The organism is Anoxybacillus tepidamans PS2, from assembly GCF_000620165.1.
Lineage (GTDB): Bacteria > Bacillota > Bacilli > Bacillales > Anoxybacillaceae > Anoxybacteroides > Anoxybacteroides tepidamans_A.
This window is the reverse complement of record NZ_JHVN01000006.1, coordinates 165,525-189,011: the sequence shown is the minus strand read 5'-3', so window position 1 is coordinate 189,011 and position 23,487 is coordinate 165,525. Positions and strand designations below refer to the sequence as shown.

Annotated in this window: 31 protein-coding genes and 1 pseudogene; 6 read left to right on the top strand and 26 right to left on the bottom strand. The window is 43.3% G+C overall.

Annotation, left to right across the window (positions count from 1 at the left end):
- Positions 1–215 (bottom strand): annotated as a pseudogene (locus tag N667_RS20155) (ISNCY family transposase); the annotation flags it as partial.
- 563 nt (positions 216–778) lie between these two features.
- Here N667_RS20155 and N667_RS0108685 point away from each other — a divergent pair.
- Positions 779–1,690, top strand: coding sequence for a branched-chain amino acid transaminase (locus tag N667_RS0108685; protein WP_035098443.1), 912 nt, complete (start codon positions 779–781; stop codon positions 1,688–1,690).
- A gap of 179 nt (positions 1,691–1,869) precedes the next feature.
- Here N667_RS0108685 and N667_RS0108675 read toward each other — a convergent pair whose 3' ends face one another.
- The 3 genes from N667_RS0108675 to N667_RS0108665 all read right to left on the bottom strand — a co-directional run bounded on the left by N667_RS0108675 (position 1,870) and on the right by N667_RS0108665 (position 4,054).
- Positions 1,870–2,715: a D-alanyl-D-alanine carboxypeptidase family protein gene (locus N667_RS0108675; RefSeq protein ID WP_027409209.1), complete on the bottom strand. Its 846-nt coding sequence runs from the start codon at positions 2,713–2,715 to the stop codon at positions 1,870–1,872.
- Positions 2,716–2,766: 51 nt separating this feature from the next.
- Positions 2,767–3,471: a purine-nucleoside phosphorylase gene (gene deoD / locus N667_RS0108670; protein ID WP_027409208.1), complete on the bottom strand. Its 705-nt coding sequence runs from the start codon at positions 3,469–3,471 to the stop codon at positions 2,767–2,769.
- A 187-nt stretch (positions 3,472–3,658) separates the two neighbouring features.
- Positions 3,659–4,054 carry a hypothetical protein gene (locus N667_RS0108665; RefSeq protein WP_027409207.1) on the bottom strand — a complete coding sequence of 132 codons (396 nt, stop codon included), beginning with the start codon at positions 4,052–4,054 and terminating at the stop codon, positions 3,659–3,661.
- A gap of 110 nt (positions 4,055–4,164) precedes the next feature.
- Here N667_RS0108665 and N667_RS20005 point away from each other — a divergent pair, with 110 nt between their 5' ends.
- Entirely contained in the window at positions 4,165–4,320 is a 156-nt protein-coding gene (locus tag N667_RS20005) for a hypothetical protein (RefSeq protein WP_198020533.1), read from the top strand.
- Positions 4,321–4,381: 61 nt separating this feature from the next.
- On the opposite strand, the gene N667_RS20000 is transcribed toward N667_RS20005, so the two are convergent.
- The 5 genes from N667_RS20000 to N667_RS0108635 form a co-directional block, all read right to left on the bottom strand.
- Complete coding sequence (locus tag N667_RS20000) at positions 4,382–4,531, bottom strand: hypothetical protein (protein ID WP_198020532.1); 150 nt, start codon at positions 4,529–4,531, stop codon at positions 4,382–4,384.
- Positions 4,532–4,650: 119 nt separating this feature from the next.
- The gene (locus N667_RS0108650) at positions 4,651–4,968 is read right to left on the bottom strand and encodes a YodL domain-containing protein (protein ID WP_027409206.1); all 318 of its coding nucleotides are present in this window, start codon (positions 4,966–4,968) and stop codon (positions 4,651–4,653) included.
- A 119-nt stretch (positions 4,969–5,087) separates the two neighbouring features.
- The gene (locus N667_RS0108645; protein WP_027409205.1) at positions 5,088–5,852 is read right to left on the bottom strand and encodes a sporulation protein; all 765 of its coding nucleotides are present in this window, start codon (positions 5,850–5,852) and stop codon (positions 5,088–5,090) included.
- The gene (locus tag N667_RS0108640; protein ID WP_035098441.1) at positions 5,836–6,666 is read right to left on the bottom strand and encodes a serine/threonine protein kinase; all 831 of its coding nucleotides are present in this window, start codon (positions 6,664–6,666) and stop codon (positions 5,836–5,838) included. The genes N667_RS0108645 and N667_RS0108640 overlap by 17 nt, the downstream gene beginning before the upstream one ends.
- Before the next feature lie 2 nt (positions 6,667–6,668).
- Entirely contained in the window at positions 6,669–6,860 is a 192-nt protein-coding gene (locus N667_RS0108635) for a hypothetical protein (RefSeq protein WP_027409203.1), read from the bottom strand.
- Positions 6,861–6,947: 87 nt separating this feature from the next.
- On the opposite strand from N667_RS0108635, the gene N667_RS0108630 reads away from it, so the two are divergent.
- The gene (locus N667_RS0108630) at positions 6,948–8,069 is read left to right on the top strand and encodes a DUF2515 domain-containing protein (RefSeq protein ID WP_027409202.1); all 1,122 of its coding nucleotides are present in this window, start codon (positions 6,948–6,950) and stop codon (positions 8,067–8,069) included.
- A 33-nt stretch (positions 8,070–8,102) separates the two neighbouring features.
- Here N667_RS0108630 and N667_RS19420 read toward each other — a convergent pair whose 3' ends face one another.
- Positions 8,103–8,279: a YozD family protein gene (locus N667_RS19420; protein WP_084279057.1), complete on the bottom strand. Its 177-nt coding sequence runs from the start codon at positions 8,277–8,279 to the stop codon at positions 8,103–8,105.
- A gap of 130 nt (positions 8,280–8,409) precedes the next feature.
- On the opposite strand from N667_RS19420, the gene N667_RS20330 reads away from it, so the two are divergent.
- Positions 8,410–8,535, top strand: coding sequence for a hypothetical protein (locus tag N667_RS20330; protein WP_269528348.1), 126 nt, complete (start codon positions 8,410–8,412; stop codon positions 8,533–8,535).
- Here N667_RS20330 and N667_RS0108615 read toward each other — a convergent pair.
- The 12 genes from N667_RS0108615 to N667_RS0108555 all read right to left on the bottom strand — a co-directional run bounded on the left by N667_RS0108615 (position 8,524) and on the right by N667_RS0108555 (position 19,998).
- Entirely contained in the window at positions 8,524–9,174 is a 651-nt protein-coding gene (locus tag N667_RS0108615; RefSeq protein ID WP_027409201.1) for a hypothetical protein, read from the bottom strand. The two genes, N667_RS20330 and N667_RS0108615, sit on opposite strands and share 12 nt — an antisense overlap.
- A 130-nt stretch (positions 9,175–9,304) precedes the next feature.
- The gene (locus N667_RS0108610; RefSeq protein WP_027409200.1) at positions 9,305–9,523 is read right to left on the bottom strand and encodes a YozE family protein; all 219 of its coding nucleotides are present in this window, start codon (positions 9,521–9,523) and stop codon (positions 9,305–9,307) included.
- 74 nt (positions 9,524–9,597) lie between these two features.
- The gene (locus tag N667_RS0108605; protein WP_027409199.1) at positions 9,598–9,870 is read right to left on the bottom strand and encodes a YokU family protein; all 273 of its coding nucleotides are present in this window, start codon (positions 9,868–9,870) and stop codon (positions 9,598–9,600) included.
- Positions 9,867–11,270 (bottom strand): lysine 2,3-aminomutase, encoded by a 1,404-nt coding sequence (ablA, locus tag N667_RS0108600; RefSeq protein ID WP_035098439.1) that lies wholly within the window; start codon positions 11,268–11,270, stop codon positions 9,867–9,869. The genes N667_RS0108605 and ablA overlap by 4 nt, the downstream gene beginning before the upstream one ends.
- Before the next feature lie 165 nt (positions 11,271–11,435).
- A complete protein-coding gene (ablB, locus tag N667_RS0108590) occupies positions 11,436–12,275 on the bottom strand; it encodes a putative beta-lysine N-acetyltransferase (RefSeq protein ID WP_035098436.1) in 840 nt (279 codons plus the stop codon).
- Positions 12,276–12,310: 35 nt separating this feature from the next.
- Entirely contained in the window at positions 12,311–13,582 is a 1,272-nt protein-coding gene (locus N667_RS0108585; protein ID WP_027409196.1) for a peptidase, read from the bottom strand.
- Positions 13,583–13,596: 14 nt separating this feature from the next.
- A complete protein-coding gene (locus tag N667_RS0108580; protein WP_027409195.1) occupies positions 13,597–14,259 on the bottom strand; it encodes a 3-oxoacid CoA-transferase subunit B in 663 nt (220 codons plus the stop codon).
- Positions 14,238–14,939, bottom strand: a complete 702-nt coding sequence (locus N667_RS0108575; RefSeq protein WP_027409194.1) for a CoA transferase subunit A — start codon at positions 14,937–14,939, stop codon at positions 14,238–14,240. The genes N667_RS0108580 and N667_RS0108575 overlap by 22 nt, the downstream gene beginning before the upstream one ends.
- On the bottom strand, positions 14,920–16,299 hold the full coding sequence (locus tag N667_RS0108570) for an aspartate aminotransferase family protein (RefSeq protein WP_027409193.1): 1,380 nt from the start codon (positions 16,297–16,299) through the stop codon (positions 14,920–14,922). The genes N667_RS0108575 and N667_RS0108570 overlap by 20 nt, the downstream gene beginning before the upstream one ends.
- Positions 16,300–16,418: 119 nt before the next feature.
- The gene (locus N667_RS0108565) at positions 16,419–17,330 is read right to left on the bottom strand and encodes an NAD(P)/FAD-dependent oxidoreductase (RefSeq protein WP_027409192.1); all 912 of its coding nucleotides are present in this window, start codon (positions 17,328–17,330) and stop codon (positions 16,419–16,421) included.
- 112 nt (positions 17,331–17,442) lie between these two features.
- A complete protein-coding gene (gene bioB / locus N667_RS0108560) occupies positions 17,443–18,435 on the bottom strand; it encodes a biotin synthase BioB (protein ID WP_027409191.1) in 993 nt (330 codons plus the stop codon).
- A 123-nt stretch (positions 18,436–18,558) separates the two neighbouring features.
- Entirely contained in the window at positions 18,559–19,998 is a 1,440-nt protein-coding gene (locus N667_RS0108555; protein WP_027409190.1) for an NAD(P)/FAD-dependent oxidoreductase, read from the bottom strand.
- A gap of 184 nt (positions 19,999–20,182) precedes the next feature.
- Here N667_RS0108555 and N667_RS0108550 point away from each other — a divergent pair, with 184 nt between their 5' ends.
- Positions 20,183–20,776, top strand: a complete 594-nt coding sequence (locus N667_RS0108550) for a DUF502 domain-containing protein (RefSeq protein ID WP_027409189.1) — start codon at positions 20,183–20,185, stop codon at positions 20,774–20,776.
- A 135-nt stretch (positions 20,777–20,911) separates the two neighbouring features.
- Here the strand turns inward: N667_RS0108550 and N667_RS0108545 are convergent, their stop codons facing one another.
- Both N667_RS0108545 and N667_RS19995 read right to left on the bottom strand, forming a co-directional pair.
- A complete protein-coding gene (locus N667_RS0108545; protein ID WP_027409188.1) occupies positions 20,912–21,850 on the bottom strand; it encodes a magnesium transporter CorA family protein in 939 nt (312 codons plus the stop codon).
- Positions 21,851–22,135: 285 nt separating this feature from the next.
- Complete coding sequence (locus tag N667_RS19995; protein ID WP_198020531.1) at positions 22,136–22,273, bottom strand: hypothetical protein; 138 nt, start codon at positions 22,271–22,273, stop codon at positions 22,136–22,138.
- A gap of 181 nt (positions 22,274–22,454) precedes the next feature.
- Here N667_RS19995 and N667_RS0108535 point away from each other — a divergent pair, with 181 nt between their 5' ends.
- Positions 22,455–22,742 carry a HesB/YadR/YfhF family protein gene (locus tag N667_RS0108535; RefSeq protein WP_027409187.1) on the top strand — a complete coding sequence of 96 codons (288 nt, stop codon included), beginning with the start codon at positions 22,455–22,457 and terminating at the stop codon, positions 22,740–22,742.
- A gap of 30 nt (positions 22,743–22,772) precedes the next feature.
- Here N667_RS0108535 and N667_RS0108530 read toward each other — a convergent pair whose 3' ends face one another.
- Both N667_RS0108530 and N667_RS0108525 read right to left on the bottom strand, forming a co-directional pair.
- Complete coding sequence (locus N667_RS0108530) at positions 22,773–23,168, bottom strand: hotdog fold thioesterase (protein WP_084279055.1); 396 nt, start codon at positions 23,166–23,168, stop codon at positions 22,773–22,775.
- A gap of 18 nt (positions 23,169–23,186) precedes the next feature.
- Positions 23,187–23,486 carry a hypothetical protein gene (locus tag N667_RS0108525; RefSeq protein WP_027409185.1) on the bottom strand — a complete coding sequence of 100 codons (300 nt, stop codon included), beginning with the start codon at positions 23,484–23,486 and terminating at the stop codon, positions 23,187–23,189.
- Position 23,487 lies beyond the last annotated feature (1 nt).

Genomic DNA, 23,487 nt, shown 5'->3' with positions numbered 1-23,487 from the left:
CGCTGTAGGACTCGTACTAATTTTCGCAAGGAATCAATAGCAAAATAGGTTTTCAAAAAGAAACATTTCAACAACGATTTTTTCGACACTGGTGGCCTTCCTGTCACATACGGTGTTTCTGGTAACGACAGAGAGTCAATATATCGAAATAAGGATGCTAAAAGTGGATCGATTTCATAAGACCATGCATGTTCGCTGTTCAAATTGGAAATCATGATAGTGTCCACCCCTTGGAGAGTTGTTTTTTTGGTCACTGTATATGATTTCCAAGGTGGTGGATTTTTTATGTGCATTTATGCATTCGTTATGCGTTTTGTAACACGTTCAAAACATTGAATAGATTTTTATTGAACTACTCTCACTTGGCCTTGCATGAAATAGGAGATTCCTGCGAACACCAATGTATCCGTCGGTTTTTAAGCAGGCTCTACCCGTCGTTCCAACGGTGAAATGACAACGAATCTTGTAAGTTCGTTCTCACCGCATGTTCGACTGAGCTTGATTTTCGCTTCTTCGATCCGTGCAGGGACGATGGAACGTTGAAGATTTTACGTGACAGACGATGTTCCTGTCACACCCCCGATCTCCAGTTTTGTAAGAACGACTTACAAGCATAGAATAGAACGTGTATTCCTGTTATTCAACCACTTTGGCTTAGGCCAACCGACATTCATCTCCTATCTACTCATAGGGCCCATGCCTTTCCTATTCGTTTAGATGGGAGTCTTCTGTCGGGAAATGATAAATTATTTAACCGCCTTAAAAGGAAGGGATTCAAATGGGGTATATTTTTGATCAAGGCCAATTTGTAGATGAATCAAACGCAGTCATTAGTGTGCGAAATAAAGCATTCAATTATGGATTAGGTTGTTTAGAAGGAATTAGGGCGTTTTGGAACGAAGAGCATCATCAATTATATGTTTTTCGATTATTGGATCATTATCAACGCTTTTTTCAATCCGGAAAATCCTTACATATTGATATTCCATATTCTCCCCTTCAATTGGCTCAATGGACTATTCAATTGTTGCGATTGAACGCTGTACGAGAAGACACTTATATTCGCCCGATTTGTTTTAAAGGAGCTAATACTCTCCATCCGGATTTAACTAACTCCTATAATCGAGTTATAATTTACTGTGCAAAAACCGCATTCATCCCAAACAAAGCGTTAAAAGTTTGCATCACTTCTTGGGAGAGGATTGCGAGCAATATGATACCTCCACAAACGAAATCAACTGGGGGATATTTGAACTCGGCATTAGCCTCGGCGGAAGCTAATTTAAACGGTTTTGATGAAGCTATTTTTTTAACAGCTGAAGGCAATGTGAGCGAAGGAGCTAAGGAAAATATCTTTATTGTAAAAAATAATCAACTAATTACACCACCTGTTTCAGATGACATAGTTGCTGGTATTACACGGAATACAGTCATGGTTTTAGCGAAAAATATATTGCGTATACCGGTTAAGGAACAGAGTATATCGAGGGTTGAACTTTATTCAGCTGATGAAGTATTTTTTACCGGAACAGCGATTGGCGTAAAAGCTGTCGTCGAGATAGATCGTAGAACGATTGGTTTTGGCCAAGAAGGACCAATCACGAAACAGATACGCAACTTGTATAATCAGATTGTAAGAGGAAATCATCCTGACTATTTATCATACTGTACGCCAGTCTATGAATTATAACTTTTTCCAATACTATTCTGAGCAGCCTTCAATTTTCATGGCAAAGTTCCGCGCACTATCAACAACAGCAATTTTATCCAATCGGTTGCTTCGTTTTTTTTAGACAAACAAAATAAGCCTCCTTCCATGCCTAATAACATGAAAGAAGGCATTATTTCCCATCATTAATGGAATCTCTTTTATACTTTCTTCACTATTTGAAAATATTCTTCAAGCGTAATGCCTTTCTCAAAAATGACTTTTGCGGCTTTTTTGCCGACATACCGCAAATGCCATGGTTCGTATTCGTATCCGGTGACCGCTTCCTTTCCTTTCGGATAGCGAATAATAAAACCGTACTCATGAGCATGGGATGCTACCCATTTTCCTTCCTTTGTATCACCGAATGCGGCCGTTAGTCCGCCTTTAGTACTTGTGCTTGAAATATCCATGGCTAGCCCTGTTTGGTGTTCGCTCTGTCCCGGAATAGCTACGGCGTGGACGGCTTTCTCTTTTCCGTTTTTCTTTACTTCTTCATCAAATAACACCTTTTGCCGTTCGTACGAACGATAACCAGACACCGCTACGAGCTGAATACCTGCCTGACGCGCTGCTGCGAACAACTGTTCAAGCGCTTTTGCGGCTTCTAAGCGCATATGCCGTTTTTCGACATTTGTTTCGGAAAACGAGAATGGCACATTAGGTGTAACAAGATCGCTAGGTTTATAAGAAGACGGCAAGCTTTGCTCTTTGTTAACCAACGCTAAAATATTAGCCGGGTTCATGATGACTTTCATTCCATTTTGCACCTTTACTACATTCCAATACTTCGACTCCAACAATAAATCCGGATCGATTGCCTCGTTCGTTCCTTGCTCGTGATTGTTTGACTGTTGCGGCACATTTGCCTGCTCATGTGCCGATTGCTCATTAGAAGGCTGATTGGGTGTCTGTTTCACAGGCGATTCTTTCGGCTGTGAATCCTGCTGGGTTGCACAACTACTTAAAAAACAAGCAGCAGTTATTAAGATCAATATCTTTTTCATCATGTTCCACCTTACTTTTAAGGGCTTCTGGCTTATATAGGTGAACTCGCTTTAAACGCGAATGGCAGCTTCCAAAGCCACTTCAATCATTTCATTAAAAGTCGTTTGCCGCTCTTGCGCTGTTGTTTCTTCGCCCGTTAAAATGTGGTCACTTACTGTCAATACTGAAAGTGCTTTGCGGCCAAATTTGGCTGCTAACGTATAGAGAGCAGCTGTTTCCATTTCCACTGCCAACACACCATAACGCGCCCATTTTTCGAACTCTGCGTTTTCATTGTAGAACATATCGGCTGTAAATACGTTCCCTACTTTTAGATGCAATCCTTTCTCGATACCCGCCTCATAAGCCGTGCGCAGCAAGTCGAAATTTGCCGTCGGTGCGTAATCAACCCCACCAAACGTGATGCGATTCATTTGCGAATCTGTCGAAGCGCTCATCGCTAAAATCACATCGCGCACTTTTACGTCTTTTTGGATCGCGCCGCATGTTCCAACACGGATCAACGTCTGAACATCATAGCTTTGTATCAATTCGTTTACATAAATTGAAATTGATGGAACTCCCATCCCTGTTCCTTGCACAGAAATACGATGCCCCTTATATGTACCGGTAAAGCCTAACATGCCGCGTACACGGTTGTAGCAAGTGGCTCCTTCTAAAAATGTTTCTGCGATATATTGAGCTCGAAGCGGATCGCCCGGCAATAAAATTTTATCAGCAATTTCATGTTCTTTTGCCTCGATGTGAGTACTCATCGTATGTCCTCCTTAACAAACAAAGTATTGTGTCACTCAACCATTGTACACTCTTTGGCGTATATATACAACGAAAAGAGCTAACAAAATACAAAACAGCAAAACGAGGTACAACCCGCAAATGAAGTGCTCACTCGATATCGTTCAGCTCTTAAAAAAATTTTAAAGGGAGAGTTCTCTCCCTTTATTACGATGTTTTCGAATGATAATGGCGGTCTTGCCGTTTTTTTGCTAAATACTCCTCTTTAATGTATAGTACCTTTTTATCTTCGCTTGTTGTATATTTTTTCTCCCTTTTACCATTTTGCACAATCAAAACGCTTATAAATGCGTAAATCGGCAGCAAAAGCTGCACCGCTCCTAAATATACGTAAAAAAATTGCTTACCGTGGAATAATGTAGGCGATTTGCTTAATATGCAATATGAGTAAGTGATGGCTGCGCTAATTATAAGCACATTGACGGCATGCAAAAATGCAAGTTTTTTACGTCGGTTGAATTTTCGCTCTAACTCCGCTTTTGTGTATAATCCTCCTACCGTTAATGCGACAGCGAGAAATAGAGAAACGATTAATGCCGCCATGCCTATATCCCCTTCCTATTTGGAATCGCTCATTTTCAAAAAATCTCCACCGATAACAAAAAACAAGCAGCGTATACTAATAGGCGACAAACTTATAAGGAGGCAAAATGATGGGTAAAAAACACCGCAATCGGATCAACGGACAGAAAAAGAATAACCATATACCAAAAGAAGCATTGATTGCAGAGGAAGCGGCCCATGAAAAAGAATATTCTGCAACAGGCCGGAAAAACGGGCCGGGAAATCACGACAATCCGGAACATTGACCCTATTCGAATCGATTCATAACTAAAAAACAACCCCTTGCTGAACACAAGGGGTTGTTTTTTAGGAAGAAGAATCGACTTCATCAAATGATAATGTTACTACTTTCGTATATTCTCCGCGAGCCACTTCTTCCTTCGAAGCTTTCTGTCGCAATTCTTCATCATCATCTATTCCCGGCGCGATCGTTGGAGATTCCAGTTCTTTACGCAAATGCTCGCCCCCTTTCTTTTTCTATCCATTCCCTTGTGCGAACGAAACTATTCGATTTTTTTTATTGTATCATACTTCGCACAAAAATAAAACTGACTATTTAGAATTTTTAAAATTTTTTAGCGGACATGAACACGATTAATTTTTTTCCATCCTTCCGAGCAAAGCTTATAATAGGTTTGCCCATAAATTCCTTCATCAATAAGCACCACATCTCCCGTTCCAACATAGCGTGCTTTATAATCTTTCGGCAACAAATCAGACACATTAAACGTACGATAAATGCTCGCTAATGCTTCATCGTGCGTTGTCGCATTGACGGTCAATCGATATACTGGTTCATATCCTTTCGAGAGCCCGAATCGCGGTGTTTGAAAAAGCGTCGCATCATATGCTTGCTGTGTTTTTAACATTTTTTTTACGAAAAGCCGAACCATTGGCATCCTCTCCCTTAATCTCTTTTATCCAAAATATTTGCTATTTTTGTTGTCGATTCCTTTAGCAAAATAACAGTTGTTTTGTCGAACAAAAAAAGATTGGGCATAAAGCCCAACCTTTAACAATGTGTTGCAATAACCCGAGATAATTTTTCAGGCAATTGCGGAATATCCGCTTTTGTCGCACGGAAGCGAATGTATGATTCATCTAGATCCAATGCTTCCGCTAATAAACTTCCCAATCCGCGCACGCGGCGGTCAATTTGCATTCTCACTTCCGTTTCCTCTTTAGAAGTAGATACAAATACAATTTCTACTTCATCAAGCTTCCCGCGAAACGTTCCGCTTTTCGGCACATATTCAAATTCTTGCACAAATGGAAGACGTTGAGCGCCGCTTGCTTTTTTGCATTCCGCCTCGCGAAGACGAAAGCCAAGTCGCTCCATAGCTGCCAATACAGCGTTCATGACCGGTGTCGGTTCGACGCGAATATAGTCTTGATCGGTCGGATCAAGCGCCTGCTTAATATCGAGCCCTGTATGCAGCCACACCTTTGTTTTTCCAACAGAAATCGGCGTGTCAATAGGGAGAGTAAAACGGAACGGAATGTGTCGTTTTTCATGAATACCAATCACAAATTTATCGGTAATTTTCCATTTCCCGATTAAAGCGTGACTGGTCGTTTTTCGGTCATCAACCTCAACTGTATACGTAGCATAAAGCGATACATAAATATGATCAATCTCTTGTTCAATATGTCCGCCGGTAATTTCAACGACTCCCTCTACTTCATCCCCAATCATGAGCCGCTCGGAAACGAGCTTTGCATCTACCTTAGCAGCACCGATTCCGATGCTTGCTAACATTTTATGAAACAACGACATCTTTTTTCATTCCCTTCTTTTCGAGCACCTGATCGATATCTCTCACTAACTCGCCAATATTGCGATACGGCGGAGAAATTTGCAACATTTTGCGCAAAATCGACCGGGCGCCATCCGATAATTCCAACTCCTCTTCCCAACTTTTTTCCTCGTCCGTTGTCGGTTCATACGAAGAATACAACAAAAACAGCAAGAAATGCCCTAGCGCGTAAATGTCGCTTTTTATATCAATTTGTCGGCGCAGCTTTTTTTCCAATATATACGATTCGATCTTAGAGTCTCGTTCATGCAGAAAACGCGCGAGCCCAAAATCGATGATGCACACTCCTGTGTCCCTCAATAAAATATTCGGAATGCGCAAATCCCGATGAACGATCCCTGCTTGGTGAATATGTTCAACAACTATTAACACTTCTCTTAATAATAAAAATGCCTCTTCTTCAGTATATGTTTTCCCTTGTTCAAAAATAAGCGATTCCACCGTATCGCCGTCCATATACTCCATCACAAGATGGAGCGCTTTACGCTCTGTAAATGTTTCATAAAGCGCAGGGATTTGCGGATGATCAAGCCGTCTTAAAATACGTGCTTCTCTCTCAAACGATTTTCTTCTTGTTTTCCGCTTTATCGCTCTCATCCGCTTGATAACGACAAGCTTATTTGTGTGCAGATCATTGGCTAAATAAGCAATACCGTAGCTTCCCATGCCAAGCTTGCGCACAATTTGGTAGCGACCATCGCGCAAAATGGTTCCTTCCTTATAGCTCCGCTCGAATAATCGCTCAATAATCAGTCGAAAATAGGAAAAACGCATAATTAGCTACCAAAGAAGCTTGAAAAAAAGCTCCCGCTATGATGCTTCTTTTTATAATGCCCGTGTCCATAATGCGAAGGATGGATGTGTTTAGAATATTTCGGATAATGGTCGCTGCTTGAATAGTGCGGTTTATGATAATGATGGTGCGAAAGCTTTTCCTTAATAATCGCCTTTATAATTTTTTTCAACATGCTCATCGCTCCTTTTCCGATAACTTACTTAATATATACGGAAAACAACCATCAAGGTTTCAAAAATTTCTATGAGGAGATCTATGCATGAACATTCTTGAGCGTCTTATATCCCATCTTTCCCATCCGATTCAGTCACTATATCGGCGTTGGCTGTATCGTGAATCGATCTCAGTTATTTCTCCTGACATATTAGCTCGGCTTTGCAGACAATGGGGGCACTATGAAAAAAAGCATACGCTTACCGATGAAGAGCGGAACATGATTATATCCATTCGAAAGCAAACCGCTAAAGCCAACCGCGACAATGTGACGCGGACGGAAGCCTATTTTTCTTTTTTTCAACGCTGTCCTGAAGTACATTGGGCGTTTTTAGCCCATCTCGTCTCACGCAACGGCGGTTGGAATATGACTGATTTAAAAGGAGACATAATCCCATCGGTTATTGGCGACAAGCAAACCAGATCTCTTTTTCTCTTTTTAGAACGGGCGAACGCTTTAATTTTTCATGATGCCTATCCACAGCTGCTTTTGTATGAAGAAAGCAAACGGCGAAAGAAAAAGTTATTCCATTTGTTGCCTTTTTTTGCCGTCTCTTTGTTCATGAGACCGATTTGGAACCAATTTTACGAAACAAATGATAGTCTGTTGTTGACAGTAGCTCTCATTATCAACGAACAGCAGTATATTCAGAAGCGCGTCGTTGAAAACCCATTTTATCAAGAGCACGTCATTGCTCATTTTCCGTTTTTATTGCAGCAGTGGCTTGGGTTTAACGACGTGATCATTCCTTACGAAAAACAGGCTCGAATTCATCTCGCTGGAATCACCGTCCGCGACTTTGCCGATGTCTATCATCGCATCCATATCGGAAAAGCACTTTATGGCATGTTGCTGTCTGAAAAACGCATTTTTCAGGGAGCATACCACTTTGCCAGCCGTACGAACCACACCGGATCACGCGCTGACTTTTGGCCGCACCTTTTTTCCGCAACGAAGCCAGAGAATATGTCACGCATATATAGCCCCGAGCTTCGCAATGCCTGGCCGCACGTTGCCCATCGTTTTCCCGACGAGAGTGATTGGTTTAACGATACGGCCATTTTAAACGAATTGGAGCGAATCCCTATCTTGTTTAATCCCGATATTACCCCTCATTATGAGCGCAATCTCAAAAAATTGAGTGCAATCGCTCGAGCAACCAACTAAAAAACGACGAGACTCTCTCGTCGTTCCATCTTTCTATTCATCCTCATCTAACTCTTCATCAATAATGCATTTTTCAATTAGATAGTCGAATGTAATGTCAGCAATCTCCTCTAGTTCAATTTGCGATGGGACAAAACCGCGGCGAACGAGTTCATTGTAAAAAAACTCGGCAATTTCTTCCGTATCAATGACGACCTCGATTTCTCTCATTATATCGCCCCCTTTGTATTGTTGTATGTGAGGAAGTTCCGGTTTATGTCAAAAGAATTTTTTCATCGGTATGTATGCAAAAAAAGAATCGTTCATACATTAGAAATAGCAAAACGAGGGAGGGATTGCCGTGAATCACATCGATAAAATCATTGATACGATCATGGAGACAGTCACCAACAGCCTATTTATCGCTATCATTTGTTTCGGTATGCCTTATTTTTTCTATGTGTTGGCACAATTTTTAAGAGGGTGAATTTTTCTGTTGGACAAGCTTTTGCAAATTCGTTACTGTCATTTCCATCATCTGCTTGTATTGTTCGTCGCCGAACCATTCATATAAACGGCGGTAATCGTTATACATATCTAAAAGCTGATCGATCGATTCATCGTTAGTTGACTGTGGTGGAAGCAACAACTGGGCAGTACGCGGTTGATGCTCGCCAATATACCCGAGCAATGTAAGATCCTGCAAAACAACGATCGACGTTTCTTCTGAAGACGCGATGGACATCACGTCCTCGACATTTGCTTCGATTTCTAGTCCATCCGTCAATCGCTTTAATTCATAGATAATATCTTCCCATCCCTCATCCTGGTAGCGGTATATTTCTGTACGCACCCCAATAATTTTGAACACATCGTTTTCATAGCTTTGCACATAGACAAGCTCTCCGAGGAAATACGGCAGTTCAATTTCAATTTCTTCCGCAATCCATACATCCCCTGAAAATTCCGATAATAATATTAATGATTGTTCCATAAACAAACTTTCGCTATGATTCACTTCATACAAAAACACGCCGTCTACATGCTGAACATCTGTAATAGTTCCTACCGTTCCGTACAATGTGTTGACAACAATATCGCCTACCGCAAATTTCGGGGTTTTCACTACTTTTCCCCTCCCTTCAAAATGATCTGATAGTAAATTATATGCAAATAGAAACAAGTGGACACTCATAAGTAAAGGAATATGCGGAAATCCAATGTTTTACATAAAAAAAGAGCGGGCTTGCTTGAGCTTACGCTTCCTGCAAAAACCGCTCCCATACTTCATCGAACACAGTCATGCTGTCTAAATAATCTGCATTCATCTCCAAATAACGGCTGATCTCATCATAATCAGCCGATGTTTTCGGGAAGCTGTGGTCATAATACACGCCGTTAGCTAACCGAACAAACGGATCCTCTTTCTTACCATCGCGAAATTTAAGCAAATATCGATAGAACGAACGCGTCATCTCTTTCTCATCCTCTTTCGTTAAACTCTGTTGTTTGTCATTGTAATCCGTTTTTTTATATTTGTGAAGATCTTTTATTTGAAATAATTGCGTTTTAATCGTCGCGGCTCGTTCATGAGTTCCTCGTACGTAATCGTTCTGGCTAAACGCGATGTATCAATGAGAAAAAGCTGATCTTCAATCGCTTCGACCACTTCTTCCTCTTGGTACACCATTTGGCACTCGGCACATGAAACACTCGGGGTATTTGTTATTTCAATTGCTCGTAAACCGTCAGGCAACTCCCAATACACAGTTTGTTTCGTATCTGTCACTTTGGATGACTCGCACCAAAGACATCGCTTCATTCTCTTTTCATCTCCGCTTCTCCCGTTTTCTTTAACATCGCCTTATATTTTTTCTCTTTCATTTCATCGCGTTTTTCGCGAAAATCTTTTAACGATTTATGGTGCGGATCTGATTCGTACATTTTCCGCCGCTCAATGCGTCCCAATCCTTCAGGGACAATGGAGAATTTCGTTTCATTCATAATGGAAGCGATGCCTGTTGTCGATTGTTTTTCATCAACATCTGGGAAGATTTCTTTAAAATATGCTTCCGCTCTGTTCGGGACATAATCTTTCGGTTCTGGATAAAATGTTATGACTCCTTCATAATTACGCAAAATCACCTTTTCCGGTGATTGGGAGATGAGATAGTTCGGTTGCAGCGCAATTTTTCCTCCGCCCCCTGGAGCATCGACAACAAAAGTTGGTACCGCATAGCCAGATGTATGACCGCGCAATCCCTCAATAATCTCGAGCCCCTTTGATACAGGAGCACGGAAATGGCTAATTCCCTCCGATAAATCGCACTGATAAATATAGTACGGACGAACACGCATTTTGACGAGATCATGCATCAGTTTTTTCATAATCGGAACGCTGTCATTAATGCCGGACAAAATCACCGCTTGGTTTCCAACCGGCACACCGGCATCCACAAGCATCTCACAAGCCCGCTTGGATTCTTCAGTAATTTCAATGGACGTGTTGAAATGAGTGTTCAACCAAACTGGATGGTATTTTTTTAGTATATTGCATAAATTTTCCGTTATACGCTGTGGAAAAACGACCGGTGCCCTTGTACCGATCCGAATAATTTCAACATGAGGAATGGCGCGCAATTTTTTCAAAATATATTCCAAAATTTGATCATTGACTAATAACGCATCGCCGCCCGACAATAAAACGTCGCGCACTTGCGGGGTTTGCGCAATATATTCGATAGCCACATCCAATTGTTTTTTCGGCACTCCCATTCCGACCTGCCCGGAAAAGCGTCTTCTTGTACAGTAACGGCAATACATCGAACATTGATTCGTAATTAAAAATAGAACGCGGTCTGGATAACGATGTGTTAGTCCCGGTACAGGGGAATCCTCGTCTTCATGAAGCGGATCTTCTAAATCATATTTCGTTTTATACTGCTCTTTCCCCACTGGTACCGACTGCATCCGAATCGGACAACGAGGGTCGTCTGGATTCATTAAAGAAGCATAATAAGGGGTAATATTGAGCGGGATCGTTTTGGCCGAAATTTTGACACCTTCCTCTTCCTCTGGCGTTAAATGAATCACCTTTTTCAAATCATCTAACGTGCGAATCGTATTGGTTAACTGCCAAAGCCAGTCGTTCCACTGCTCCTCTGTCACATCTTTCCAAAGCTCCACTTCCTTCCAATGACGTTTTGGCCGATATAAACTCATAGGTGACAATCCCCCTCTTTATAGTAAAGTTGAATTTGCTGATTTAGCTCTCTCACCATTTTTTCTAGTTGTCTATCAAACGATGCGCCCATAGCGCTTCCCCATCAGATTCAGCCTAAGTCATCCAAAAAGGAATGTAGGCTTTTCTAAAAATGGGAAAGCGCACTAGACGATTGACAAGTCCTTCATCCATATATTCATATCTTCTAAGTCTTCAAAAATGTAACAGTTATTTATTAGCCTGCCGCCGTAGCGGTACCCAAGCTGATGAAAAGCGGCGTTCATACCGTACGATTGAGCGCGGGCAAGCGAATACGAACAAAAAATTCCTTTCATCTTTAGCTCCTGTTCCAAATGGCGCAATAGATGCTTCATCAGCCCATGTTCCCTATGAGCCGGCAATGTTGCACAATCTGTCAGTTCAGCATTATGGTAGACGTCATTGACTTCCGCCGACGCAGCGCTGACAATTTGGCCCTCATGCTCTATGATGTAGAACATCACCTCCTTTTTTAAAATGTTTTCCACGTACGAGAGATCATGCAATGGCGAAGGATAAACAGCAAACACCGAACGATATAGATTTACAAGTGCGGACGCATCGCTTTCTTTCGCCTTTCTCATATGATAACCGTCCGGAAGCGATGGTAAAGAAAGCAACACAGGCTTCGTTTGGACCGATGCAAGCACCTGATCCTCGGTCCATACGTGGCTGCTCATTTTTCTCTCTTGTGTCCAATAATACGTTACAAAATGAGCGTCGCTTCCGTTAAAATATCCTTTAATCCAACCTTCGTATTGAAATCCTTTTTCGATAAACTGCGGGACATGCTCACTTCTCGCTTTGACAATCAGTTTGCTGTAGCTTTTCTGCTTCGCCGCGTTTTTTATATAATCGACAAGCAGCGGAATGTTGCCACGGTAGTCGTCAACGCGCAATCGTTCATTAAAATCATCAAAAACAATAGTAGCGACAAATTGTTCTTCTTGAATGAATTGCTCCATGTCTTCCTTCCTTTCTTTTCAAAAAGAGGCGCTAGTTACCCTTTGTCGATGCCGCACCAATCAGCGATCGCTAAAGCAATGATCTCTGCCGCTTCAAAAACACGATCGACTTCGATGTATTCATTTGGATAATGGGCCACCGCCGTCGTACCTGGTCCAAACACCACTGTTGGCACAGCGCCTGCTTGTGTTAACAATCCTCCATCCGTCCCCCACGGGGCTGCTTCAATGATCGGTTCAGTACCTTTAGCACGCCGGTAAGCGCCAATGATCGTATGCATAAGCGGATGCGTTTCTTCAATCGCACTTGGCAGCCATTGGGCCCCAAACCACTCGAGCTCGACCGGATTCTCTTGAAACCATTCATCCTGTTTGTTCATCATTTCAATCGTTTGTTCCATTTCCCTCTTAGCATGCTCGATTGTTTCATTCGGCGCCACTCCCATGCGCCCTTCTAAAACGACGCAATCAGGCACAGACGAAGGCCATGTTCCTCCTTGAATCGTCCCTATATTGATTGGAATCGGGATCGGAATGTTTTTATAAAGCGGATCTTGAATGCGCGCGTTCCGAACCGCCTCAAGCTGCTGGATGCGATCAAAAACGACCCAAGCCTTCTCAATGGCGCTCACTCCTTCATAGCGCGTACCGCCATGTGCCGACTTCCCGTGAACCGTCAGACGAAACCAGAGAGAACCTTGCTGCTTTGGAAATAGTTTCATATTAGTAGGCTCCGGGATGATGGCTCCATCTGCCCGATATCCCCGCAAAATCGCAGCCAATGTACCGGCTCCACCGCTTTCCTCTTCAATCACGCTTTGAAAAATGACATCGCCCTTTAAACGGATGCCGAGCGATTGCAACGCTTCAATGGCTAATAGAAGCGACACTGTTCCACCTTTCATATCCGAGGCACCGCGACCGTACAATTTTCCGTCTTTTAGCATTCCGCTATACGGGTCTTCTTCCCATTGCTGCATATCTCCCTCAGGTACGACATCGATGTGGCTATTTAAAATGACAGAACGGCCTCCCCCTGTTCCTTTCCAGACAGCGACAATATTCGGGCTATTGGCAAATGTCGCGCGCGATGAGACAAAATAAGGATGATGTTTCATCCTTTCCATCTCTGGCTCCCATATGTCCAGTTCTAGCTGCAATTGGCGGCATTTTTCGATAATAAGCGCTTGAGCTGTTGCTTCGTTTCCTTGCGTGCTTGACTCCTGAACAAGTCTCGTTAACAATTCGATACCATCATTTCGATGTTTTGTTAGCCACTTACGAAGCTGAATCTGCATATCTTCCATTCTTCCACCTCTTTCTACTCGATTCGTTTTAACGTGCGGGCGATGCGTAAAGGAGCACCAGTATGAGAAACAACATCCTCCACATCGTAAGGAGACATGACCTCCGTTAATAGTAGCCCCTGATTTGTCACTTCAATAACAGCTCGGTCAGTGATAATCAAATCTACACAGCGCCGGGCAGTCAATGGCAAAGAACATGCAGTGACAATTTTCGGTTCGCCATCTTTATTGACGTGGCTCATAACAACAATCACCTTTTTTGTTTTTTGTGCAAGTTCCATTCCTCCACCTACACCGGGAACACGTTTGCCAGGGACCATCCAGTTTGCCAAATCCCCTTTTTCGCTCACTTGTAATCCTCCAAGCACCGTCACATCAATTAATCCTTTGCGAATCATCGCAAAGGCAGTGGCACTATCGAAATAGGAGGCGCCTTTTGTAAGGGTAACAGGATAGCCAGCCGCATTGCAAAGATTCGCATCTTCTTCTCCTTTTTCCGGGCTTTTTCCAAGTCCCAAAATGCCGTTTTCCGCTTGAAACATGATCGTCATATCCGATGGCAAGTAGTTTGGAATCAGCGATGGAATGCCGATGCCAAGGTTGACGATCATTCCTTCTTTTAACTCTTGAGCAGCCCGTCTGGCGATGCGCTCTCTTATTCCCATATCCATTTCCAATTCACCCCGCTGCTTTGCACAATATATTGAACAAAAATTCCCGGCGTCACAATTTCCTCGGGATCAAGCTCGCCAAGCGGGACAATTTCTTCCACTTCCGCAATCGTGATCGCCCCCGCCATCGCTACGAGCGGATTCGTATTGCGAGCGCTTTTATCATAAACGAGATTGCCAAATGGGTCCGCTTTTTTGGCATGCACAAGCGAAACATCAGCAGTAAGCGGGAGTTCCAAAAGAAAGCGCTTTCCGTCCACTTCAATGATTCGCTTTCCTTTGGCCAACCACTCGTGATCAACGCCGATATCAACAAGAATGCCTCCGAGTCCTGCTCCCCCCGCGCGAATGCGCTCAACAAGGACGCCTTGCGGGCAAAATTCGACTTCCAACTTTCCCTCGTTTAATAGCTTCCCAGCAATTGGATTGGAGCCAATATGTGATACGATCGCTTTTTTTACTCTTTCCTCCCGCACTAATGGACCGACGCCGATATGAGGGAAGGCCGTATCGTTGCAAATCAGCGTCAGCTGCTTTACTCCCTTCTCGAAAACCGCTTGAAGAAGAGATGGGGGAGAACCGACGCCGCCAAAACCTCCAACCATCATCGTACAGCCATCTGTAATATGTTCGATCGCCTGTTCAATAGAAATGATTTTTCCATACTCATTCCCGGCTATTGTCATTGCCATCATTTCCTTTCATCTCATTCGGCAAGTGCTGTTCAATATCAAAAAACGTCTGCTCAAGCACCTGCACTAATTCGTCGATTTGACCGCGCTCAATCGTAAGCGGCGGCGCGATGATAATGGCGGCGCCGTCCTTTCCGTTGCCTGAAGCGGACGGATAGACGAGCAATCCGTGTTCTTGTGCTTTTGTAACAACAATATCCGTAAACGAAAGATGACTCGGAACCATCGCATTTGTATTCGGCAAAGTAAATTCGATACCGAGCAACAGTCCTTTGCCGCGAACATCACCGATCCATGAAAACTTTTTTTGCAAGTTTTTCAGTTTGGCAAATAAATAACTTCCCATCTCGCTAGCATTTTGCACGAGATGATGGGCATCTATATATTGAAGTACTGTTAGCGCTACGGCAGCCGAGAGCGGATTCGCGCTTAATGTATGACCGCTCATCACCACTGCCGATCCTTGTAAAATCGGTGCGATGATGTGTTCGCTTACGAGCGTGGCGGCAATCGGCGTATATCCAGCTCCTAATCCTTTGCCAAGAGTAACGATATCCGCTTTCACTTGCCAATGATCAAGCCCCATCATTTTCCCCGTTCGACCGAGCCCGGTCATCACTTCATCAGCAATAAATAAAATCTCGTGCCGCTGGCAAATCTCGCGAATGCGCTCATAATACCCTTTTGGCGGAGTAAGCGCTGCTCCTGCCGCTCCAATAATTGGCTCGGCAATAAATGCAGCAATGTGCTCCGCGCCGATGCGAACAATTGCTTCCTCGAGTTCATCCGCGCAGCGCCATTGACAGGAAGGGAAGGTTAAATGGTACGGACAGCGATAGCAATACGGAGGCGACACTGCCGGAAAATCTTCAAGCAACGGCACAAAACGCGCCCTTCTCGCCGAATGCCCAGACATCGAAAGCGCCCCTAATGTAATGCCGTGGTAGCTTAACCATCGCGATAAAATTTTATTCTTTCCTTTCCTTCCTCTCTCTTGCCAATATTGAATAGCGATTTTCATCGCCGTTTCTGTAGCCTCAGAGCCGCTGTTGACAAGAAATGTCCAATAATGGCTGCCGCTGCCGCCGCTGACTCGTTCATCTAGCGCTTCCGCCAATGCTTCCGCTGCTTCACTCGTAAACTGTGAACGATAGACGAATGCGACCTTCGACGCCTGTTCGTTCATCGCATCGATAATTTCTTGGACACCGTGCCCAAGGTTGGCGGTGACCGCTCCGGAGCAGCCGTCTATATATTTTTTTCCATTTGTATCATACACATAGATCCCTTTCGCATATTGTACGGTCGGATATGTACGCTTTAGATGCGGTTTAATGAGATATGTGGGCGCCATCGCTTGCTTCCCCCTTTTCTTTCTCTGTATTGAGATATTATGCAAACAATAACTTTTTCATGAAAAGAAAAGCGGGGGCATTTCTCCTCATACAACTTGAAAAAAGCGAACCTACTGTACTAGGTCCGCTTTTTCTTTTCCGCCATAATGCTTTTATGAATCCAAATGGCCGCTTGTGCTCCTTCTCCCATTGCAATTGCTACTTGTTCGGAATGAACGCCAATATCACCCGCTGCCCATATGGTAGGAACATTCGTCTGTTTCGTTCTTGCATCTGTTGGAATATGCTTGTTTTCAAGCCGCTCAACACCAAGTTGTTTCGCCAAATCAGTATTCACTTGATTATTGCCAAACGCGATAAATCCTCGTTCGCCAGACAGCTCTGTGCCGCTTTGCAAACGAACGCCACAAAAAAGGGGCCCTTGCTTTACCAACACCGATTCAATCGGCTCGTAAATATAGACAATACCTTGTTCCTGCAATTTTCGCTCGATTTCTTCAGACAACGGTTCACCTTCATGGTTGACATATGTAATGTCGCGCGTCCAGTAAAGCAGCGTCAACGCCATATTCGCGCCTGTTTTTCCTGCACCAAGCACAATGACCTTTTTATTTGTAACTTCATATCCGTCACAATCGGGACAAACATAAATGCTTGTTCCTAAACATGGAATAAGATTCGGAATCGGAGGAATGCGGTCTTTGACGCCAGTAGCTAACAATATTCGCTTTGCTTCATACACTTCCCCTGTTTTCCCGATAAGACGAAACGTTTCCCCTTGTTTCGATGCAGCGACCACCTCATCGGTAATAAAACGAACATCGAGCGCTTCCGCCTGCTGTCTCCCACGTTCGCGCAGCACTTCCCCGCTTATTCCCTCCGGCCAGCCAAGCAAATTATGATATGCGCGACAAAGGGTGGAACGCCCACTGTTTGAATCAATCACTAGAACGCGATGGCGGTAGCGGCCAAGTTGAATCGCAGCTTGCAGTCCGGCAATGCCTCCCCCGACAATAATACACTCATACACTTCCATCGCTTCACTTCCTTTATCATATCGTTCAAACTTATTGTCGTTCGTTCCTTCCATTTTGATTCATAAAATACAAAAACCGCCCCCGATAAACGGGAAGCAGTTTTTGTTAACAGACGGGCTGAGGTTGGGCAAAGTCAATTTCAAACCCGAGATCTTCAAGCATCCGATAGTCTTCTGACTTTTCTTGGCCAGCCGTTGTTAAATAATCGCCAACAAAGATGGAATTCGCCGCATATAAACCAAGCGGCTGAAGCGAACGCAAGTTGACTTCTCGTCCGCCGGAAATGCGAATTTCTTTTGTTGGGTTCATGTAGCGAAACAGCGCAAGCACTTTTAAACAATAGCGCGGGTCGAGCTCATTGGTCCCCGCAAGCGGTGTGCCATCAATTGCATGTAAAAAATTTACTGGAATCGAATCGGCATCGAGGACTCGCAAACTGCGCGCCATATTAATAACATCTTGCTTTGTTTCCCTCATGCCGATAATGACACCCGAACAAGGGGAAATGCCGGCTTGTTTGACCGTTTGTACCGTTTGAACACGGTCATCGTATGTATGCGATGTCGTAATATTTGGATGGTGCTCTTTTGACGTATTAATGTTGTGATTGTAGCGGTCGACGCCTGCTTCTTTTAGGCGAACGGCTTGTTCTGGTTTTAAAATACCTAGACAAGCACATATTTTAAGTCCAAATCGTTCCTTAATTTCTTTAACTGCGGAAACGACCGTATCGATTTCTTTGTCGCTTGGCCCGCGGCCGCTTGCAACGATGCAATATGTGCCAACTTGTAAGCGGTGTGCCTCTTCCGCGCCGCGAATGAGAGTTTCCTTGTCGACCATTTTATACGTTTTGACAGGCGCGTTTGAGATCGATGACTGCGAACAATATCCACAGTTTTCTGGACATAGCCCTGATTTGGCGTTAATAATCATGTTCAGCTTGACTTTATTTCCGTAGTAGGCTCTGCGAATATTGTAAGCCCCCTGCATCAGTATAAGCAACTCTTCATCCGGACAATTAAGGATCTCCATTCCTTCTTCATCTGTTAACTCATGTCCTTCTAAAACGCGCTCAGCCAATTCAATCCAATTTTGCATCTTCTCTCTCCCCTTTCCATCTGATTACATTTATCGTATGGCAAAGAGTAACAAAATGTCAACCTATTTTAAAATAAAGTTTACTAAAATCATAAAAAAGAGGATGAGCGTCTCTCATCCTTGTTATTTCGTTAATTTTTCCACAATGTCACGAGCGATCCATACACCGCATGCACTCGCCTGCGCAAGACCGCGCGTAATCCCTGCGCCGTCACCGCCGACATAAAGGCCGGCAATTTCCGTTTCAAAACGGTCGTTCAGCTTCGGACGCGCTGAGTAAAATTTCGCCTCGACTCCATAGAATAACGTGTGTTCCGAGGCAATCCCCGGCGTTACATGATTAAGCGCTTCGGTCATTTCAATTAAGCTTTTCATCGTGTTATATGGAAGTACAAGGCCTAAATCACCTGGGACAGCTTCCTTTAACGTCGGTTCGACAAATCCTTCCTTAATGCGCTTTTCTGTCGAGCGTCTTCCCTTTAGAATATCACCGTATTTTTGCACAATGATCCCGCCGTTTGATAAGGCGTTGGCAAGCCGAGAAATTTCATGCGCATATTCATTCGGCTTATCGAACGGCTCCGAAAATTTATGGGATACAAGCAGTGCAAAGTTCGTATTGCTGCTACCAAGCTTTGGATCTTTGTAAGCATGGCCATTCGCAAGCATAATACCGGAGTGATTTTCAACAACCACATGTCCAGACGGATTACTGCAAAATGTCCGAACTTGCGTGCCGACGGATGTGTTGAAAATAAACTTTCCTTCGTATAGATGTTCATTAATTTCTTCCATCACGATATTCGACGTTTCCACGCGCACGCCGATGTCCACTTGGTTGTTAATCATGCGAAGGCGGCGCTTTTTTAACACTTTTGTAAGCCATGCTGAACCGTCGCGGCCCGGAGCCACGACTACTTTTTCCGCCGTTATAATATCGCCGCCTTTTAAAATGACTCCTTTAACGACATGGCCTTCCTCTCCTCTTTCCGTAAGCAAGTCGTCAACTTCTGTTTGGAAGGCCATATCGATTCGTTCACGCAAATACTCATAAATACTTTTCAAAATTTCTAAGTTTTGCTCCGTTCCTAAATGACGAACGTTCGCCCTTAACAGCTTCAAACCAGCCGCATAGGCGCGCCGCTCAATTTCTTTCACTTTCTCCGTCGTCGGATCGGTGATCAACGGTGTCGCTCCATGCTTCAAATTAATATCATCAACATAGCGAATCAATTCAAGAACGGTCGAAGCAGGTAAATAATCCGTCATCCAGCCGCCAAATTCGCTTGTAATATTGAATTTTCCATCGGAATAGGCTCCAGCGCCGCCGAATCCATTCGTGATCGAGCAAGCGGGCACACATCCGGCGTAATCTTTTTTCCCAGCTGGCGGCGGACATTTTTCAATCTTTTTTTGCAAAATCGGGCAATGACGTTTATAAATATCATGTCCTTTGTCAATTAAAAGGACTGCTGCTCCTTTTAGCTTCAATGTTAGCTCGTAGCATGCAAAAATCCCCGCTGGTCCAGCGCCAACAACAATGACATCATAATGTGGCTTCATGACAAAATCCCCCAACATATCATTTTTTCCATTTGTAACTATAGCAAGGATTGGATGGATCGTCAACTATAAACACGAACTTTTATGCATTTTTTATTTTATAACGTTCGTATTTTCATAAACTTGTATTTTTAAAGAAAAGTTGATAAGGTGATAAAGAACGAAGATGAAAGGATGTAGAGTGATGAAATTTTTGGCGAAAAATTTTATCAATGGTGTGTTGACGATTGTACCGATTATTCTAGCACTCTATGTGTTCTTCAAAGTGTTCACATTTTTTGACGGGCTGCTAGGAAGATATTTGCGGCCGTACCTTCATGAAACATACATACCCGGTATCGGCATTGCCTGCACCGTGATTTTAATTACCGTTTTAGGCTGGCTGTCTACGCAATACATTAGCGGCCGTCTCATTAAGCTGATTGATCGGTTGCTAGAAAGCATCCCGCTCATCAAAACGGTTTATTCCGTCTTAAAAGACACGATGGCCTCCTTCATTGGAGAAAAACGGTCGTTTTCGAAAGTTGTACTTGTGGAATTGCCGCATACCGGAATGAAATGCATCGGCTTTATTACATCAGAAGAAGTGGAACATCTTTTTTCTTCATTGCAAAACCATGTAGCCGTCTACATTCCGCAAACGTTTCAAATGGCGGGCATCACCGTGTTAGTGCCAAAGGAGCAAATCGAGGTAGTAGATGTTAAACCAGAGGATGCGATGAAATTTGTTCTTTCTGGGGGAATGACGGCAACTAAAAACAAAGAAGGGCTTTCTTAATGACAGGATCGCCCTTCTTATTTTCCTTCATACGCTATCCTTGACCAGACATATCCCCAATACAGTTGATATCACCTCTAGCTTCGCCTTGATCATAACAAAAAACCGCCTTCTTGAGCGAAAGGCGGTTTTTTGTTAAAAATATCGTTTTTTCCAAAAAACAAACGCTGTAATGCTTGAAAGTAAAGCAGCCAATAGCATCGCGATCATAAACGCATATGGAGAATGCTGATACGGAATCGGCACGTTCATTCCATAGAAGCTCGCGACCATCGTTGGCAGCGAAATAACAATGGTAATAGCTGTCAAAAACTTCATGACAATGTTTAAGTTGTTAGAAATGACCGAGGCAAAAGCGTCCATCATTCCGCTCAAAATGCTGCTATACACTTCCGCCATCTCAATCGCCTGCTTATTTTCAATGATGACATCCTCAAGCAGTTCTTGGTCATCGTCGTACATGCGCAAATAGTTGAGGCGCATCAATCGCTCCATAACAATGTTGTTCGCTTTTAGCGACGTCATAAAGTACACTAAGCTTTTTTCCATGCTTAACAAGGAGAACAGTTCTTGGTTTTTCATCGATTGATGCAACTCTTTTTCAATTTCGCTCGTCCGGCGGTTGATTTGTTTTAAGTAGCGCAAATAATAGGTTGAAATCATATAAAGCATTTGCAATGCAAAGCGCGTTTTCATAAACGTATAGAAATTTTTAATCTTGTTGTTTGCAAACTCCTCGAAAATCGGATTTTCTTGAAGGCAAACAGTAATAAAGCACGTATTCGTAATAATCATGCCGATCGGGATCGTTTCATAAATAGGCCCATCGACTTCATCGTGGGTAATAATCGGGATATCAACGATAATAAGCACATGGTTATCTTCTTTTTCAACGCGCGAACGCTCTTCATCGTCGAGAGCGTCTTTAATAGAATCGATCGGGATATCCAAATGGTTCGCAATATAGCGAATCTCTTCTTCCGTCGGCGCTATGAGTTTAATCCAACAGCCGTTTTTTAATTCATGGATCTCTTCAATTTTTCCGTTTGCGTTTGACAAATACATCTTCATCATACGTACACTTCCTCCTTTTCAAAGCGAGGAAGGTCGCGATTTTTTCCTTTCGAATGGAGCTCGTTTTCGAATGGTGAGTAGCTCGTTCATTCGAAAAGAAAAAGGCAATGCTTCCCCGCTGTATTCCGGTTCAGGTTCGTTTGAACTTCGACTACTCATACGCGAAAACGTCACCCCTTCTCCAAAAATTTCTGTCCTTATTAATAATAGCGTTGAAACAATCATTTGTATAGTAAAAATTTGTTTGTTTTTTTAAATAAAAAAGTAGCCGCGTTCATGGCTACTTTATTCACTTGCCTGCGTTGTGTTAAAAAAGTCTTTGTTTTCATTTTTTGCTGTTGACGATGGCTGTTTCTTTTCTGGTTTTCCCATCATTCCATCCGATTCATAGCTTAAAGGAAATTTTGGCTGTTTTTCGCTCATTTCTTCATTCCTCCTTCAACTTTGTATCTTTACTTTATGTAATAGTCCTCTTGTTTAATCAATCTTTTGAACCTGTACCAGTCTACACTCTGTTTAGCGTGGAACTTTCAGTGGCTCTTTGAGTAAATGTTGGCCGTTTCGGAGAGGAATGCTTTATAATAAAAAACAAGGAGGGTTCTTAATGGAAATTACGATTCAACCGAAAGCACTTGCTTGGTATAAAGAAGAACTTAATTTGCAGGAAGGGGATTTTATTCGTTTTTTTGCGCGGTACGGTGGATGCAGCACGGCACAGAAGGGCTTTTCGCTTGGCATCGAAAAAGCAGCTCCTTCCGATCCAAAAGCACAAACGACCGTTGATGGAATTACGTTTTTTATTGAAGATAGCGATGCATGGTATTTTGATGGACATAATTTGATCGTTCGATTTAACGAACAATTAAACGAACCGGTGTTTTCGCTCGAATAATGACAAAAAACGCTAGCTTTCCGAGGGAAGCTAGCGTTTTTTTATTACCGCGATCGTACAGCGAGATACGCAGACGAGCCGCTTTTGTTCATCGACGATTTTAATATCCCACACCATCGTCGTTTTACCGCGATGAAGCACAGTGCCTGTAGCGGTTACAACGCCGCTTTGAACAGGACGAACGTGGTTAGCATTGATCTCAAGGCCGGCAACGCTTTCAGTTTCATGGTCAACCAGCGCATATGCCCCGATGCTTGCAACCGTTTCTGCAAGCGCGACAGACGCTCCTCCGTGCAAAAGGCCGAACGGTTGATGCGTGCGATGGTCGACCGGCATCGTTGCGGTCACATGCCCCTCTCCCAGTTCAGTAATTTCAATGCCGAGCGCTTCTAATAACGTACCTTTGCCCATGTCTTTAACATTCATTGTTCTTTCCATTCCCCTCTACAACTGAAATCGTTCTAAATGATCGATAAGTCCTTCGCTTCGTAAAATCTCTTTTTGTTTGTCTCCTAATAGATCAAAGTGAGGAAATGTGTGACGCTTATGGACCCATTCAGGGCGAAGGGCATATTTCGCTCCCCATGCGAACAATTTTTCAAGATCGCTGCATCCTACTTTCGTCACGGTTGTATAGTTCGGAAAGCGAGGATCATACCAAAAGTGGGTAAGAAAGGCGATTTCCCCATCTATAACTTTCTTCTTCCACTCTGCCAATTCCTTCTTTCGAACGCCAAATGCCATA